The sequence below is a fragment of the uncultured Nostoc sp. genome (genome assembly GCF_964245575.1).
Lineage (GTDB): Bacteria > Cyanobacteriota > Cyanobacteriia > Cyanobacteriales > Nostocaceae > Nostoc.
This window is the reverse complement of sequence record NZ_CAXTNP010000179.1, coordinates 1-16,789: the sequence shown is the minus strand read 5'-3', so window position 1 is coordinate 16,789 and position 16,789 is coordinate 1. Positions and strand designations below refer to the sequence as shown.

The window sequence follows — 16,789 nt, the reverse complement described above, 5'->3', positions numbered from 1 at the left end:
AAATGTTTTGCAAACAGCTTAACCACAAGTGTTTCGGCTTTTCTTAGTGCCATTCGGCTCTAAAATAGATGCAAGCCAAATTCCCACTCAACTGAATAGGGACAGTCTGCTCTTGCCAGACTGCTCCTAACTGTAAGCCAATTTCGTAAGGTAGAACATTAACACTCGCACTTGTATCTAACAGTGCGATCGCTCCAGCATTAAATAATAAAACAGGAGCCGTTGCCAAACCCTAAATAATTTCCAATACCAGAGCATATCCACGAATCATGTCAGCATTCGTCCGCACACAATTGATGAAGTGACGAGTACCAAGCACCTGAGAAATTGGTTGCCTTAATTTGTTCCAAGTTACCTAATTAATGACTTAATTAAAATACTAAAGGGCGCATTAGATGCCTTTGGAATACTGAAATCCCGAACTCTCCCAGGACATCCCAGGAGGGTTATATTTTGCAACTAAACCAACAGACTTAAAGCAACTATAAGATTTATGCTCAACAATGTACTCTTGTAGCTTAAAAACCAATGCCGATCGTATTTAATGTTGTAGACGTTGAGGACAAAGAGCATTACCTGAACTATGAAGACATAGACGAAACAAAGGTAGCTGATGAAGGATTACGCAACGATGATTACCTCGATGCTCAATGCTTTTTCGTCGTCCTCAAAAATGGAGATATACTCCTTCTGGAAATGGCTAGACAAAACCAAGTAAGTAAAAACTTCCTTTACCGCTTACTGATGCCAGGAGAATAGCCTCCTTTAATATCTAGGGCTGCCTGGATGCCTGCGGTTGCTATTCTTAAATCCATCGTGGACACACGAACCTGTTGCGATCGCAGTTGATCGAAGACTGCGATCGCTCCAACATATTGTTAGACCGTGTTTGTGTCACAGCCGTTTTATTACCATCAATGTCTTGCTCATTTACTTGAGTAACCATTTGTTGAAGAAAACAATAGTTGGAGCGTGGAAAAAACTAGCTACACTGTCAAACATCTCTAGTTCAGGTTCTAACGGCTCAGAATCAACAACCGATAATTCCAGAATTTACTCAATGATGTATAACCCTTGCTACCGTCTATGAGAATTCATAGCCTGTATCTGCTATTTATATTGCCCAAATCTACTCTTAGATATCTCTTTTCCAATGAACTGCGATTCTTGTTCTAACTGCGATCGCATTCCAGCAAGCATCTCTAAACTACGTCAAAATGACTCAAACGAAGGGGTTTAAAGTCATACCAGCACATTTGTTCTATTACGTCAAGTTACTCTAAAGTAACGCCACGCTGGATAAAAACTCAGATGTCAGCATCTTGTCAAGAATCCTTCTCATAATAATAATTGTCTGGAAAACAACATAAATGGTTGATTTCCTACTCAATCTTGCTTATACTTTCCAATGTAAGTTTTTCTTGCGAAGGTAAAGAATATTGGCACAAAAATTGGTAGGAAATTGGAATGATCAATTATCGGGGTGTGTACAATGGGTGTTTGCTAAATTTGGTAGCGAGTATTTGCGTTGGTTTTGGTAGTAGCCTAGTCAAGCAAGAGCCAACTCTTGGACAGTCCCCAGTCAAAAAAGAAGCGATGCCTGCGGCGGGCTACGCCGAAGCATCGCTAGTCAGAAAAACCTCTGTTCAATCTGCTTTAGTCACCAAGTGGAAAGCGAAGCGGGAGCAAACACCCATATCAGAAGTTCGCCAACTCAATTCTATAGAACGTTCCCTCAGCGGCAGATCAAATGTATTGGGGGTCAACAGAGTAAAGAACTTGATCGCTCAACTAAGTCAACCCAGAACAGATGTAGTGTCAGTTACAGATGTGAAGGTGAATACCACTGATAAGGGGATAGAATTAATTTTAGTTACGGCTAACTCCCAGAAATTGCAGGTTTCACCGAAGACTGAGGGGAACTCCTATATTGTAGATATTGCCAATACTAAGTTACAGCTTGCTGGTGGGGAGAGTTTCCGACAAGCAAAGCCAGTAGCAGGTATTACTGAGGTAATAGTTACAAATACTTCTGACAACACCTTACGATTGACGATTGTGGGGAACCAGAGTCCGCCACAGGTGGAGTTGTTTGATAGTGATACTGAGGGTTTAGTATTTAAGGTAAATACGACAACTTCTCTACGAGAGGCTACACCAACTACTGTACAGCCACCAACAACTACGCCTGAGGACAACCAAGAGCCAATAGAACTAATAGTAACTGGTACTCCAGACACTAGGTATCAGGTTCCCGATGCGACTGTAGGCACTCGGACTAATAGGCGGATACAGGACATTCCTCAGTCGATTCAGGTAGTTCCCCGGCAGAGTTGGCAGGATCAGGGAGCCGTTAACACCATTGATACCTTAAGAAGCGTTGGTGTTATCCAAGGTTTTAATTCGCCGACCAATGGTGATGTCTTTACAATTAGAGGTTTTCAGACGAGCAACCTCCTTCGCAACGGTCTTAAGGACTATACATCAGGAGCTATATCAGGACAAACTCAACTCGCCAACATTGAAAGGTTAGAGGTTCTGAGGGGGCCGGCTTCTGTCCTTTACGGTCAAGGTAATCCAGGTGGCACGATTAACTTTGTCACAAAGCAGCCGCTGAGTGAGCCTTACTTCGCCGCCAGTACGACTTTTGGCAGTTATAGTTTCTATCAACCAACTTTAGATATCTCTGGGCCTCTCAATTCTGACAAAACACTGCTTTATCGTTTAAATACTTCTTACATCAGCACAGAAAGTTTTATTGACTTTTTTTACAATCAGCGTTATCTAATTGCACCCGTTCTAAGTTGGCAAATAAGTAAGAATACGAAGCTGACTTTTGAAAGCGAGTTCCGAGACCAGCAACAGTACCCCAGAACGGGGCTACCGGCTGTAGGAACTGTCTTGCCTAACCCAAATGGAGAGATTCCGCTCAGTCTTAACACATTAGATGAAGATGCCAGAAACAATCGTCGTTCCATTTTATTGGGCTATAACTTTGAACATCACTTTAGTGATAATTGGTCTTTGGTGAATGCTTTTAATATTAGGTCTATAAGATATAGAACAGATAGTGCCAATTCTGGCTCTCTACAACTTAATGGTCGGACTCTGAACCGCACACAGCAAAACTATATAGGAGCGCCTGCTGCCGATGAAGAGTATGCTCTAGATAACCATGTAGTAGGCAAATTTAAAACTGGTAGCCTTCAGCATGAATTAGTTGCTGGTTTTGACTTGTATAGAGACATTAGTCAGTTCGATCAGACGATGCGGGCTATTGGTACTATAGATGTGTTCAACCCCGTCTATGGTCAGCCCGTCGGTCGTCTTCTTTCTAGAATTAATCAAAAAACTAAAAACGATCAGCTCGGCTTTTATGTTCAAGATATAGTCACACTTACTAATAACCTGAACTTGGTTCTCGGCGGACGCGGAGATTTTGTCGATAATAAAGTTACCAACTTTTTAAATACAAGTACCAATCAAAGTCAATCAGACTTTGCATTTAGTCCTCGTGCAGGTCTTGTCTATAAACCTATCCCACCCGTCTCACTCTATGCCAGCTACAGTCAATCCTTCTCCCAAAATCCTGGAGCCACATTTGAGGGTAATTTATTTCAACCCAGTACTGGCACTCAATACGAAGTGGGAGTCAAGGCTGATTTCCTTAGCGGCAGGCTATCTTCAACCCTTGCTTTGTATCAATTGACATTATCCAATGTTTTGACGCCTGATCCTAATCGTCCCACCACATTTAATATCCAAACGGGGGAGCAACGCAGCCGAGGCATTGAACTCAATGTCACGGGGGAGATATTGCCAGGTTGGAATGTGATTGCCTCTTATGCTTACACGGATGGACAGGTGACAAAGGACGAGCGATACATTGGCAATCGACTGGTGAACGTCCCTGAGAATAGCGCGAGTTTGTGGACGACTTACACCTTTGCCAAGGGGAATTTGCAAGGGTTAGGGTTTGGACTGGGTTTGTTCTATGTCGGCGAACGGCAGGGGGATCTTACAAACTCGTTCAGTGTACCCAGTTATTTACGCCTTGATGCTGCTGTCTACTATCGAATAAATCGCCTTCGCTTCGCGCTTAACGTCAAAAATCTGTCCGATGTTCGCTACTTTACCCCCCGAACTATTAACCTTGTTTATCCTGAAGATCCATTTATTGTGGAGGGAACAGTAAGTTGGGAGTTATGACAGGGCAATAGTGGAATGGCACGCTTAAAAAATTGATTATTCCCAAATTTTGATGTTTTAGAGTATTTATGTCTAATGATATCGATGTTGTTTGGATCATTTCTAGTCATGTATTGCAGCCTTTTGATTGGCCATTACTACAATACATATCGCAGTATATGAAGGTGGATCAGTGGGAATATCACCACTATAAAGATGAAGGTAGTTGCATAAATGAAGCTGTAAATTTATTGGATGAGTTTTTGTCACAATCTTCTCATTCAGTACATTTAGTAGGTCATGGTGCGGGTGGTGCGATCCTCAAGATAGAAAACAGTGGAGACTGGAAACAGCCATTTATGCCAGCGGCAAAAGCTTTGGGGAAAACCGAGACAGCAAAACGTTTAGTGGACAATTATAACGCACGCTTAACCGAGTTCAAGCAAAAGATGGGTTATCGACTCAAAAAGACTGTAGTTTCCGTTGTGCGCCTCATCCCACAGACGATTAACCTGTTAACCAAGGGTGCATTCTCTGGAGTGCTTATAGAGGATGCTGGTCTAATCCGTCCTCCTTTGCAAAATCTGGATGCCATAGCAACTCAAAAGAAATGGGGCAGTCCCATTAATTACAATATATCTTCACAGATCCTCGCCCAGATAGATGGGAATGTCTTATTTATACCGCTCTTCGGCTTCAAAGACCCTACCAAAGCCAATAATGCTGTGCATCAATTTATGGCAGAATCTCTATGGTCAAAGCTTAAAGTTGTCAAGCAGGGTAAATTCTATGTAATTAATGGATTTTATTGGCAAGGTAATAGCTATATATCAGCCAATCGAGTTCTTGATGATTTATTTACTTATATTTTGCACCCACTGGAAGAAAGCAGGAGTAAACGAATAAAGCGTGCAAAAGCGTAACATCTTTTTTTTGGCGCGATCACACGAGTCTTTGGTCATCTGTGAGAGATTCTGATAACCTTACTTTTGTCAATTAGTAATTATGCTTAAAACTTCTAAAAAGCAAAGGTATGAAGTTAACTCTTGTTATAAATCCATGAACACAAATATTTCTCACCCTGAAAAATACTATATCCGCATTTTCAGTTTAGGCATAGGTATCTTAGTAGTATTGTTAGGTATTTTCGTCAGCATTTCTTACGGTGCAGCTGACATTCCCATTGCCAAAATACTTACTGCATTCACTAACTATGATGACTCTACCGAACACATAATTATCCGGTCAATGCGTCTACCGCGTACACTGATAGCAAGTATGGTGGGTGCTAGTTTGGCCGTAGCTGGGGCGTTAATGCAAGGACTGACTCAAAATCCCTTAGCCGCACCAGGAATCTTGGGGATCAATGCAGGTGCAGCCTTAGCAGTGGTGACAGTAGTTTTTGGCTTGGGTACATCAACACCCGCCTTGATTACCCTTGTAGCATTTCTCGGAGCCTTAATCGCAGCCTTAACAGTTTACTCCCTCGGTTCACTTGGACAAGGCGGCTCAACACCATTGAATCTGACTATTGCTGGTGCAGCTTTAACTGTCTTGCTATCTTCAATTACCACAGGTGTACTGATTTTAAGCTCGCGCACTCTTGAAGAAGTCCGCTTCTGGTTAGCAGGTTCTCTGGCTGGACGAGACTTCAATCTATTCCTGACTGTGCTGCCCTGGATGGTAGTAGGATTATTAACAGCTTTTGCCTTAAGTAGACAAATCAACGTCCTCAGTTTAGGAGAATCGGTAGCCACAGGCTTAGGTCAGCAAACAGGTTGGATCAAGTTGGCAACAGCATCGAGCGTTGTCATATTGGCAGGGAGCGCTGTCGCACTAGCAGGGCCTGTAGGCTTTGTCGGTCTGGTAGTTCCCCATCTGGCGCGGGGAGTCATGGGTGTTGATTATCGTTGGGTATTGCCTTGTGCAGCTGTGTTTGGTGCAGATTTATTAGTATGGGCAGATTTAGCAGCCCGTTGGTTAATTAGACCCCAAGAATTGCCTGTTGGCGTGATGACAGCGCTTTTGGGTGCGCCCTTTTTGTTGTATTTAGTGCGTTGGCGGGTGAAGAGAGGATGACAACAATTCAAAATTCAAAATTTATAATTCAAAATTCAATACTTAGCAACCAGCCTGTAACTAGAGTATTGTTACTACTGCTATTACTCACGTTCGCAGTCTTGGGGATGAGTCTTAGTTTAGGAGATTATCCTGTCTTGCCAGCAGATATAGTGAAAGCTGTTGTTGGTTTACCAACTCAAGATCCAGAATCTCCCTTTGTTGTTGTCACTTTGCGTTTACCGAGAGTGTTAATCTCCTGGTTGGTAGGAGTGGGCTTGGCAATTGCGGGTGCAATTTTACAAGGATTGACACGTAATCCTTTAGCTGACCCTGGTATTGTTGGGGTAAATGCAGGTGCAGCCTTAGCAGCTGTGACTTTGATTGTACTATTTCCGGCTGTACCCACTATGTATTTGCCCTTTGCTGCCTTTGGTGGTGCTTTTATTGTGGGCTGTCTAATCTACTTGCTAGCTGGCACGGGAGAAAAATCACCTCTGCGCTTAGTTTTAGTGGGAGTTGCACTTGCAGCAATTATGGGAGCTTTCACTACATTAATGCTCACTTTTGGTGAAATCAACGATGTTACCAGAGCATTGGTCTGGTTGGCAGGTAGTGTGGCTGGTAAAAGTTGGGAGCAAGTCTGGCAACTGCTACCTTGGATAGTTATCTTCGTTCCCTTTGCTTTAGTGCTGGCGAGAGAACTTGATACTTTGCAACTGGGTGACTTGGTAGCTAAAGGACTCGGTAGCCGAGTCACATGGCAAAGAAGCAAATTATTGTTAGTGAGTGTGGCGCTGGCTGGGTCAAGTGTGGCGATCGCAGGTACAATTGGCTTCGTTGGATTAATGGCTCCCCATTTGGCACGTAGACTTGTTGGCTCAATACATAAAAATTTACTGCCAGTTGCTGCCTTGATCGGGGGATTATTGGTAGCAGCAGCAGATTTTTTGGGTAGGACTTTATTTTCTCCGACAGAATTGCCATGTGGTTTGCTAACTGCTGCCTTAGGAGCACCTTATTTTATCTATTTACTGTATCAAAGACGGCAAAGATAAGTAGGAAAGGAGAATCTGATGTCAGGGTATTTTTACCAAGTGCAGAACTAAGTACCCAATATTATTGGTAATATCATCGTAATACGATCTAAATATCTATCCTGAAAGGCGATCGCTAACTTTAAAGAATGACCCATAAGATACTCTGCTCCGGGATTTTGACTAGCTTGAAAAATCGGATTTTGGTCATTCCCCTGCCAACAATTATTAATTGGATTCAAAAGCGTTCGCAACAAGGCACTAGGCGGCAATGCGATCTGCCAGCAGAAGCCGCTTTGCAGCTACGCATTTTCAGACCACTTATTCTTGCAATCAGAAAGTCTTATGGACAACACAGTCCTTGAAACCCAACATCTGAGCCTAGCTTACGATGGCAAACCCATCATATCCGGTCTTAACCTGTTAATTCCCACAGCACAAATTACTGCTCTAGTTGGCCCGAATGGCTGCGGCAAATCTACTCTACTGAGAGGTTTAGCCAGATTACTCAAACCTCATATTGGTACTGTATATTTTAATGGTGCTGATATTTTTCAACAGTCAACGACCAAAATTGCACAACAACTCGGTATTCTTCCTCAAGGGCCAGTTGCACCAGAAGGATTGACTGTGCGAGATTTGGTTGCACTTGGTCGTTATCCATATCAAAAAAGTTGGCTGCAATCTTGGACAACTGAAGATGAACGTCAAGTCCGCAAAGCATTAACAACTACAGACCTTAACGAATTAGCCCATAGAGCCGTAGATACCCTCTCTGGTGGACAGAAGCAACGTGCTTGGATAGCCATGACTTTAGCACAAGATACACAGATTTTATTATTAGATGAGCCGACAACTTTCTTAGACTTGGCTCATCAAGTAGAAGTACTAGAGTTGCTGGGGGATTTGAATCAACTTGAGGGACGAACAATTGTCATGGTGTTGCATGACCTAAATCAGGCGTGTCGTTATGCGCATAACCTCGTGGCTTTGCGTGATGGCGCTGTTATGGCTTATGGAAATCCAGCAGATGTAATGACAGAAGAAATGGTGCAGGAGGTGTTTGGATTGGCTTGTCGAATTGTGCCAGACCCAGTAATGGGTACACCTTGGTGTGTACCTTTGAGACGACAACCTCATAAATATTCACAAGATTAAAGATTCAAAAGCGATTTGAATAATTTTTATTTAGCAGTAGAACATTAAAAAAGGGCCGTTTAATTGCCCCTCCCTTAATAAAATGCTAACAATCATTTGGTACACAATATTGACTCAACAATTGAAATCGTTGTATTGATAGGCTTTTGAGTCTATGTAAATATATTTGCAGGGGGAAGTTCAGCTTAAATAGTTGATTTCCTATTCAATCTTGCTTATACTTTCCAATGTAAGTTTTTCTTGCGAAGGTAAAGAATATTGGCACAAAAATTGGTAGGAAATTGGAATGATCAATTATCGGGGTGTGTACAATGGGTGTTTGCTAAATTTGGTAGCGAGTATTTGCGTTGGTTTTGGTAGTAGCCTAGTCAAGCAAGAGCCAACTCTTGGACAGTCCCCAGTCAAAAAAGAAGCGATGCCTGCGGCGGGCTACGCCGAAGCATCGCTAGTCAGAAAAACCTCTGTTCAATCTGCTTTAGTCACCAACTGGAAAGCGAAGCGGGAGCAATTTTATCAATCAACTTTAGATATCTCTGGTCCTCTCAATTCTGACAAAACGCTGCTTATATCGTTTAAATGCTTCCTACATTAGCACAGAAAGTTTTGTTGACTAGCCTTTTTTGCGATCGCTCTAACATTACCTGTATCTTCTTAACTTTATATGCCTAAGTTCTGCTTTGTTGTACTGCTTACGCTCTTGGTGATTTCTGCTTGCAGTTCCTTTGGTCGTCAATTACCGACCCGCGACAGAGCTGTTGTTCCCTCAAGTCAAACATCACCTGTGCCCGTCCACGTAGTCAAACACGCAATGGGTCAGACTCTAGTTCCCGTCCATCCTCAACGAGTCGTCGTCATAGATCCGTGGCTAGTGGAAATACCTCTAGCTCTGGGAGTCAATCTGGTAGGTGCTCCAGATCCAACTAAAACTCTCCAAGGGCTAGGTTTAGAGGATAAGCACCCAGGCGTTGAAAACATTGGTGCGGTTCTGACACCACCGAACATGGAGAAGGTTATAACTCTCAAGCCGGACTTGATTTTAGGTACAACGCGGAACCGGGATACTTACAATTTATGGTCTCACATTGCACCCACCGTTCTGCTGAAGGTGCAAAGCAATGGAGACTGGAAACAACCGTTTATGCCAGCAGCAAAAGCTTTGGGGAAAACCGAGACAGCAAAACGTTTAATGGATAACTATAACGCACGCTTAACCGAGTTTAAACAAAAGATAGGATCTCGACTCAAAAAGACTTTAGTTTCCGTCGTGCGCCTGATCCCAAAGACAATTAACCCCTTAAGTAAGGGTGCATTCTCTGGAGTAATTTTAGAGGATGCTGGTTTAATCCGTCCTCCTTCGCAAAATCTGGATGCTAAAGCAACTCAAAAGAAAGCGGGCAACCCCGTTGGCTACAATATCTCTCCAGAAGCCCTTACCCAGATAGATGGTGATATCCTATTTATAGTGCGCTACGGCTTCAAAGACCCTGCACAGTCAAAGATAGCTGTCAATCAACTTATGGCAGAACCTCTGTGGTCAAAGCTTAATGTTGTTAGGCAGGGTAAAGTTTATGTAGTAGATGATTATTATTGGCTCACAGGTAGCTACATATCAGCTAATCGAGTTATTGATGATTTATTTACTTATATCTTGCACCCACTGAAAGAAACTAACAGTAAATGAATAAAGCGTGCAAAAGTGTAACCTCATTTTTATTGGTGGTTAATTTTCGAGTTATCAGTCTCAAATTCACATAAAAAAAGACAAACAATATGTAATGATGTTTTTATCATGCTTATTACTAAGCTGCTTTTATTTGCCAACATAATTATTATTTATACCGTATTAAAATAACCTACTTACAAAAATTGCCATAAACCAACGGGTGAAAATGTAAGATTAGCAACTAAAAACAAGTCTATGAAACTCTATTAAATGATATTCAATCTAACTCTTAACAAGCAAACTTTGATTGAGCGGATTAGCCAACTTGCACGCGACAAGTTCGCCTCTCGCGCCGCTGGTTATGACCAGAATGCTAGCTTCCCAAGAGAAGATTTTGAAGAGCTTTTTCAAGCAGGTCTGAATGCGCCTGTTGTGCCAACTGAATACGGTGGTCTAGGGTTAGGACATGATAGCGATATCTTTACCCTGTGGATGATGACTAAGGAACTGGCAAAAGTAGATTTATCCCTAGCGCGTTGCTGGGAAGGACACGCAAATGCCCAAGTTTTACTAGCGGCTATGGCTAATGAGTCTCAGAAAAAGCGCTGGTTTGAGGGTATTGTCCAGCGTGGCGAGAAATGGGCGGCTTGGAGTGGAGAACCCCAGTCTCAGATTCCAGGTCAAAAAGCCAGCCTTGGCACAAGTGTTCAAGTGGTAGATGAGGGATATATCATTGATGGCACAAAGGTATTTGCCACCAGTGCCCCAGAAGCACAGTGGGCAATTCTCTTGGTCAACACAGCAGGGCCTGGGGGAGCGCGTCATAACAATGGCTCACCGACATCAGTGTTGTTGCTAGCCTGCAACCTATCCGATCCCAGTATTAGCTTTGATAATAGTTGGTGGCAGCCAATTGGGATGAGAGGTACAGTCAGTTACTTAGTTCGCTTTGAACGTACTTTCATCCCTAAAGAAAACTTGATTGGCTATCCAGGACAGTACATCCAACAGGAGTGGCAGACGCGGTTTACGCCTCTCTATGGCGCTGCTTTTCTCGGAGCTGCTGAAGGAGCCTATGATTATGCTTTAGCATACATCAACAAACAGGAAAAAGGACATGACCCTTACGTACAACACCGAATTGCTAAGGCAGCAATTAATATAGATACTATGCATTTATGGCTGCGGCAGGTAGCCACTCTTTGGGAAACAGGCCAGGTCTTAGGAGCAAAACAAGCAGGCAATCGCGCCCGTTATATAACTGAACAACTGGCTTTGGAAACGGTGAACGACTGCATACACGCTTGTGGAGCTCGCTCCTTGATTAAACCGAGTCCTGTGGAGCGAATATTACGAGATTTATCCTTTTACGTATTGCATGATAATTGCGATCGCGTTTTGTCCTCAATTGGTCAGGAGATTCTGGGGCAATCCTTTGATCGTGCCTATTTCAACACCCATCCAAATCGCCAAGAAGACCTTACAGAGTAGTAAACTCGTAATAAAAAATACATTAGAGAGATTGAGGCAACTTGTGGTATAAAGATCGGTCAAGCCAGATCATGGTTGATTTTTTCATCCCAAGGAGCAGGTTTGCTGACTTGCTCCCACACAGGACTATACAAGGCTTTATACAATTCTCGTGCCAGTTCCACCAGCCCCATATAACCAGCGTAGGCATGATGGCGTTCATGGTTAACATCCAAAAAAGGAATTTGTGCTTTAAGTGCTGTATATTTATTGCCATTCCCAGTAATAAGCACATCAGCTTTTGTATCCTTTAGTACTTTCAGTAATACTTCCGGGGTTGCTTCGCGCAAAAGAATGCCATCTTCACCAAGATATTGTTTAATTTTGGCTTTCTCCTCTTCTGTAGTCTTTGCGTTAGTGGTAGCAATGACTTCCATTCCCAAATCTTTGGCGGCTAAAATAATCGACCAAATTTTTACACCACCAGTAGAAAGAATAATTCGCTTGCCTTTCAACTGGGCACGGTAGGGAGCTAGGGCAATATCTAGGGCTGCATTTTCTTCTTTTATCAACCATTCTGTACGTTCTTGAAGATATTTATCCCCTAATGTTGCTGCAATATTTCGCAAGCAATGGTTTAAGTTTTCTACACCGAAGAAAGATTCTTCAACATAAGGAATTCCATAAAGTTCTTTCATTGTTTGCGCCATTGGCAGCACTACATTTGAGCAAATGACTACATTCAACTTGGCACGATGAGCATAGCAAACTTCTTTATAACGAGCATCACCCGTAATTTTGGACAGAACGCGTATACCCAATCTCTTGAACAGTGGTAAAACATTCCACAAATCACCAGCAACGTTGTACTCACCAACAATATTGATATCGAAAGGAGTAGTAAATTCTGGTTCTGCCGTTCCGATTACATATTTTAATAAAGTATCATTACCAATGCGATTACCTAAGTTTTTACTACCAAGAAATCCAGGTGAATTTACATAAACAACCGGAATATCAATTTTCTGTGCAGCCATTTTACAGACACTATCGATATCATCACCAATCAAAGCAGTAATACAAGTAGCATAGACAAAAATAGCGGCAGGATTATAGGCTTGAGCAACATCGAGAATAGCTTTGTGCAGTTTCTTTTCACCACCAAAAACGACATTATTCTCACCAAAATCAGTAGTAAAAGCAGTTTGGTATAATTGAGAGCCTGACGAAAGACTACCATGAGTCGCCCAAGGATTATGAGTACAACCAATAGCACCATGTACTAAATGAGCAACATCAGTAATAGCTCCGACAGAAACCATCGCTCCATCTAAAGGACAATTTCCTTGGTTTGCACCTGGTTGTGGTGGTTTTGTACAAGATAGTTTTTTCTTGTCACTCAATTTTTTTTGCTTATGTTTGCAAGCTGTTTCGTTAATTGTTACTTGAGTATTTTTCATACCTTTCCTCGTACTGAAGATTCATAAAAAATAGTCAAAATTTAGGAGTAAAAAGATGCGGTGTCGCTTGCTAAATTATTTTTTAACTCTATTAAGCGATAGCCTAAATATTTAATTTTAGTAGCCTGTATCTCAATAATTACAATTTTTTTTTGCAAACATTAAGAACGCAAAGATGAATGAAAATCGTTATTGTAGTCTATATTGATACTCATTTTGCAAATGGTCGTTTAGTTTGTCAAATCACACAAGAAATATTCTTAAAACTTTTGTATTCTTGGAATAACAATTCTTTGAGTAACTTGACTTTAACATCCTAACAATAATTATAATTAATAATAGTAAAAATGATGACAATATCATAATTTAGCGTTGAGAATTTAGGAATATAAACAGTTAAAAATAGATAGAACTGTCTATATTTAGAATATGATTATTGTGAAAAGAAAGATATTAATTCATGAAAATAGGTAGACTGTTCTAACTATATATAGCAATCTGAAATTATTCATAAACAACAAGCTCACCGACTTGTTAAATAAGTCGGTGAGCTAAGGCTGACGATTTTCATAAATCAGATAGGATTGCTATATGAGTTGAGTAGGGATGTTTAGTTTGGAGAATTAACTATTTCAATTTAACTACGTTTCATCCCTCATTTTTGCTTCGAGTCACAAATTTAATACTCGAAAAGCCTCACGATAGGAATCATTGCCGAGTAAACTTTCCAATTTGCGACAAAAAGTTTGAAGCCTTGTCTAAAAACCTGGGCTGTTTTCTCTAAGCAGTGTGATTGCCAGAATTATTCGAGAATATAAGTTGCCAAAGGAGTAACCTCAATGACTGAATACCAAGACTTTATGACTGGCGCTACTAAATTGATTGAGCATGACCCTGACGCTAACTGGTTATTTCGCTACATGGTTGATGGACTAACCGAGCACGGATTCAGCATTAAAATGTCTGAAACTTATGCTGCACTCGTGATCGGACAAGAGTTCTTCAATCCCAGTGAAACCGATTTTACCTCTTATATCAGTAGCACAGTGTCAGCGTACCCACAGCTAAGTTCTGAAGGTCACGCCACACTGCTAGAAGTGACTAGTAAATACGTTCAAGACTACTATCATCCACAAGAAGTAGATACACAAGAACTGTAGTCAGCAGAAACCCGCTGTTGTATGCAGCGGGTTTCACACGGTAATGATGCAAATAAGGTAGTGCCCTACTAAATTTGCAAATCCCTTATCATCCAATACGGTTCGGTTAAGAAGAATAGTGGGTTGGGGAGGCACTGCGTCCTTGGTGGTTCCCCCCGTTGTTCGCGCAGCGTCTCCCTTAGGAGAAGCAAGTGGCGTTTGAGCGTAAGCGAAACCCAACAAAGCCAATGACAAGGCCTGTAGTTTCAGCGTTTACATGGATATGGTGTTTTAAATGTTAAATCCTAGACTTTTTGTACAGCAAAGCTTATGAGCTTTTTTAGTACAAATGCAAGGAGGAACTTCATCTTAGTCCGGCCGATAGTAAAACTCTCGACATAGAAAATTGGGTTGGCTGCCATCCTTGAACTTGTGAAATGCAGCAATAACCCACAAATCTTTGTTCATGTTCGCTGCCAACAAGGATTCTACTGAATCGTGATCGTATCGTGCACAGAAAGCCTTCTCATTGATATTATCTACAAATGGTGTCACCTCAGTCTCACCCCAATCTTTGACGGACTCAGCACCATAAGCGTGCATAATAATTTGCTCATTATGCTTGGTTAGGGTAAACTTCTCGATCCATGTAGTCTTGGTGTTGGAGTTTATCCAGGTTCCTAAATAAGGCGTGAAATCAATCACGGTGTCCTTGGGCTGGTTTCCGTAAATTTCGTTTCGTTCCATCTTGAAATCTTCCTCTTCTTACTAGCGATGAAAAAACTCACGGGCAAAATGATCAGTTCGACCACTACCATCTACGTAGCGGGTATAGGACTGAATGACCAAGATTCCCAATTTTTGGTTTGCCACCAGATGTGTCTCAATCCCGTCTAGCTTGTAAAAAGCGTGGAATCCTCCTGCTATAAGTGAGGTTCCTACACCGTAAGCCACCGCCTCAACCTTACCCCAGTCAATTGGATCGGGTTCGTTGGCTCCATAACCCTGAAACACAAGGCTACCGTCTTGTTCAGTCAGAACCACCCGCACCAAATAATTAGTATCTGATTTAGTATTGATCCAGTTACCGACTAAAGATGAGAGTTCTATCGGCTCCTTGATACTAGGGCGTTGGTCAGCCTGCATATAGTATGCGTATTGAGTTGTTTGTGTCACGAGCTAACTCTCTAATGAATAAATTGCAGCATTTTAATAATAAATATAAACTACTTATTAGCGTACATCTAACGAAAATAAGATTTTATTAATAAATTAAATTGAGAGTGACTGTCCTAAATAGCGACTGGTAGAGAAAAAATTGTTTTAAAAGTACAATATTTAGCCAATTTTTAGCTAATGTATTATAAATATTGTTGTATACCATAATCACTGAATAAGAGCTAGTTTATAGTTGTAAATAGATGTAGAAAACAAAGTACATTACGTCCAGAATGCATTCTGAAGAAGTTAAAAATCAGTGAATGTCAATACGTTTTTGATGTAGTCTCAACACAGCTACTCAATATAAGCAATAGGTATAATTTACCTTTTTTCTACTCCTGCAACAACGCCTATCAGCTTTATACTCTCAGGACTTACGCACACTTTATGAATTTTTGGCGTTTTTGGCGGTTCGATAAATTAAGCTTTTTGGCAATTTTTGCGTAAGTCCTGACTCTTTTATTTGCGATCGCCGGCGAATGATTTTGTCAATACACACATCAGTATATATTAGCACAAATGCACTTAAGTATTGTGATTGAGTATTTGAATCCTCTGGATGCGATCGCAAGTACACACCTACTAGGCAAGTTTAACAAAGATCCAGTATCCATAATTCTAGTGGCGATTGTGCTTCGCACACACTACGTGAACGCCAAAAGTTACGAATTCTTTAGGCAATGCCTTCAACTGTTGCGGTGTAAGCAACTGGTAGAAAATCGGGCGTTGCTGAATAATCGGATGATTGGGGCTGACGCTCTGACGCAAGGACACACAAAACGTGGTGATTATGTGTCGATCCAAATTCTCAAATCATCCTGCAATTATGCAACGCCGAAAATCGCACTCGGATTTTGGGGTTTGATTTGAGGCGTTCCCGCTTTGAGTTGCAGTAGGCATCGCCTTGGGCGTATGAAGAAAAAGCGCGATGAGCGATCGCCTTTCACCCTCGTAACATCTCACTTGTCAGTTTACATTTTCAGGACTTACGCAAAAATCGCCGAAAAGCTTAATTTATCGAACCGCCAAGACGCCAAGAACGCCTTCGCACAGTGTCTCCAAGAGTTGAATTCGTAGAGCGTGCGTAAGTCCTAATTTTATTAAACACGGAAGCGATAGCCATTGTCTGCAAGATCACTCAAATCAGCAAGCGATCGCTACTGGATTTATTAGATGAGGAAACAATCGCTCAGAAAACGAGTTTAACTGTGGCACAAGTCCGAGAGTTGAAGTAGTGAGAAGCGATCGCCATGTTAATCTTTGGTTGATTAGTCAACAGACATCGCGTTGGGCGGATGAAGAACAAGCGTGATGAGTGATCGCCTGCGCCCAAAAGTCTGCGCTCCAACAATCTCCCAAATTCAATGAACAACTGCCCAAATTCAATGAACGACT

At 41.7% G+C, this 16,789-nt stretch carries 18 protein-coding genes; 12 read left to right on the top strand and 6 right to left on the bottom strand.

From position 1 onward, the window contains the following. Nucleotides 1-43 precede the first annotated feature (43 nt). The gene (locus ACFFAP_RS24810; protein WP_375513712.1) at nucleotides 44-229 is read right to left on the bottom strand and encodes a hypothetical protein; all 186 of its coding nucleotides are present in this window, start codon (nucleotides 227-229) and stop codon (nucleotides 44-46) included. Between the two features lie 299 nt (nucleotides 230-528). Between ACFFAP_RS24810 and ACFFAP_RS24805 the strand changes: the two genes are divergently transcribed. The 6 genes from ACFFAP_RS24805 to ACFFAP_RS24780 all read left to right on the top strand — a co-directional run bounded on the left by ACFFAP_RS24805 (nucleotide 529) and on the right by ACFFAP_RS24780 (nucleotide 7,304). Beyond that, a complete protein-coding gene (locus tag ACFFAP_RS24805; protein WP_375513711.1) occupies nucleotides 529-759 on the top strand; it encodes a hypothetical protein in 231 nt (76 codons plus the stop codon). A 37-nt stretch (nucleotides 760-796) separates the two neighbouring features. Beyond that, nucleotides 797-1,090, top strand: coding sequence for a hypothetical protein (locus tag ACFFAP_RS24800; RefSeq protein ID WP_375513710.1), 294 nt, complete (start codon nucleotides 797-799; stop codon nucleotides 1,088-1,090). A gap of 377 nt (nucleotides 1,091-1,467) precedes the next feature. Beyond that, complete coding sequence (locus tag ACFFAP_RS24795; RefSeq protein ID WP_375513709.1) at nucleotides 1,468-4,209, top strand: TonB-dependent siderophore receptor; 2,742 nt, start codon at nucleotides 1,468-1,470, stop codon at nucleotides 4,207-4,209. A gap of 68 nt (nucleotides 4,210-4,277) precedes the next feature. Continuing rightward, entirely contained in the window at nucleotides 4,278-5,111 is an 834-nt protein-coding gene (locus ACFFAP_RS24790; RefSeq protein WP_375513708.1) for a hypothetical protein, read from the top strand. Between the two features lie 136 nt (nucleotides 5,112-5,247). Beyond that, nucleotides 5,248-6,267, top strand: coding sequence for a FecCD family ABC transporter permease (locus ACFFAP_RS24785; protein ID WP_375513707.1), 1,020 nt, complete (start codon nucleotides 5,248-5,250; stop codon nucleotides 6,265-6,267). After that, complete coding sequence (locus tag ACFFAP_RS24780) at nucleotides 6,264-7,304, top strand: FecCD family ABC transporter permease (protein WP_375513706.1); 1,041 nt, start codon at nucleotides 6,264-6,266, stop codon at nucleotides 7,302-7,304. The genes ACFFAP_RS24785 and ACFFAP_RS24780 overlap by 4 nt, the downstream gene beginning before the upstream one ends. 47 nt (nucleotides 7,305-7,351) lie before the next feature. Here ACFFAP_RS24780 and ACFFAP_RS24775 read toward each other — a convergent pair whose 3' ends face one another. Then, nucleotides 7,352-7,555, bottom strand: coding sequence for a hypothetical protein (locus tag ACFFAP_RS24775; RefSeq protein ID WP_375513705.1), 204 nt, complete (start codon nucleotides 7,553-7,555; stop codon nucleotides 7,352-7,354). Between the two features lie 73 nt (nucleotides 7,556-7,628). On the opposite strand from ACFFAP_RS24775, the gene ACFFAP_RS24770 reads away from it, so the two are divergent. The 4 genes from ACFFAP_RS24770 to ACFFAP_RS24755 all read left to right on the top strand — a co-directional run bounded on the left by ACFFAP_RS24770 (nucleotide 7,629) and on the right by ACFFAP_RS24755 (nucleotide 11,595). After that, nucleotides 7,629-8,441: an ABC transporter ATP-binding protein gene (locus ACFFAP_RS24770; RefSeq protein ID WP_375513704.1), complete on the top strand. Its 813-nt coding sequence runs from the start codon at nucleotides 7,629-7,631 to the stop codon at nucleotides 8,439-8,441. 286 nt (nucleotides 8,442-8,727) lie between these two features. Then, nucleotides 8,728-9,033, top strand: a complete 306-nt coding sequence (locus tag ACFFAP_RS24765) for a hypothetical protein (RefSeq protein ID WP_375513703.1) — start codon at nucleotides 8,728-8,730, stop codon at nucleotides 9,031-9,033. 69 nt (nucleotides 9,034-9,102) lie between these two features. After that, the gene (locus ACFFAP_RS24760; RefSeq protein ID WP_375513702.1) at nucleotides 9,103-10,122 is read left to right on the top strand and encodes an ABC transporter substrate-binding protein; all 1,020 of its coding nucleotides are present in this window, start codon (nucleotides 9,103-9,105) and stop codon (nucleotides 10,120-10,122) included. A gap of 252 nt (nucleotides 10,123-10,374) precedes the next feature. After that, nucleotides 10,375-11,595 carry an acyl-CoA dehydrogenase family protein gene (locus ACFFAP_RS24755; RefSeq protein ID WP_375513701.1) on the top strand — a complete coding sequence of 407 codons (1,221 nt, stop codon included), beginning with the start codon at nucleotides 10,375-10,377 and terminating at the stop codon, nucleotides 11,593-11,595. A gap of 59 nt (nucleotides 11,596-11,654) precedes the next feature. On the opposite strand, the gene nifE is transcribed toward ACFFAP_RS24755, so the two are convergent. Further along, nucleotides 11,655-13,034 carry a nitrogenase iron-molybdenum cofactor biosynthesis protein NifE gene (nifE, locus tag ACFFAP_RS24750; protein ID WP_375513700.1) on the bottom strand — a complete coding sequence of 460 codons (1,380 nt, stop codon included), beginning with the start codon at nucleotides 13,032-13,034 and terminating at the stop codon, nucleotides 11,655-11,657. An 839-nt stretch (nucleotides 13,035-13,873) separates the two neighbouring features. Between nifE and ACFFAP_RS24745 the strand changes: the two genes are divergently transcribed. Beyond that, entirely contained in the window at nucleotides 13,874-14,194 is a 321-nt protein-coding gene (locus ACFFAP_RS24745; RefSeq protein WP_375513699.1) for a hypothetical protein, read from the top strand. Between the two features lie 348 nt (nucleotides 14,195-14,542). On the opposite strand, the gene ACFFAP_RS24740 is transcribed toward ACFFAP_RS24745, so the two are convergent. Together ACFFAP_RS24740 and ACFFAP_RS24735 are read right to left on the bottom strand one after the other, a co-directional pair. Next, on the bottom strand, nucleotides 14,543-14,920 hold the full coding sequence (locus ACFFAP_RS24740; RefSeq protein ID WP_375513698.1) for a hypothetical protein: 378 nt from the start codon (nucleotides 14,918-14,920) through the stop codon (nucleotides 14,543-14,545). Nucleotides 14,921-14,941: 21 nt separating this feature from the next. Then, nucleotides 14,942-15,349, bottom strand: coding sequence for a hypothetical protein (locus ACFFAP_RS24735; RefSeq protein WP_375513697.1), 408 nt, complete (start codon nucleotides 15,347-15,349; stop codon nucleotides 14,942-14,944). 564 nt (nucleotides 15,350-15,913) lie between these two features. On the opposite strand from ACFFAP_RS24735, the gene ACFFAP_RS24730 reads away from it, so the two are divergent. After that, nucleotides 15,914-16,264: a hypothetical protein gene (locus ACFFAP_RS24730; protein ID WP_375513696.1), complete on the top strand. Its 351-nt coding sequence runs from the start codon at nucleotides 15,914-15,916 to the stop codon at nucleotides 16,262-16,264. 319 nt (nucleotides 16,265-16,583) lie between these two features. Here ACFFAP_RS24730 and ACFFAP_RS24725 read toward each other — a convergent pair. Further along, nucleotides 16,584-16,789 (bottom strand): hypothetical protein (locus ACFFAP_RS24725; protein ID WP_375513695.1); only part of this gene is annotated, 206 nt, incomplete at its 5' end.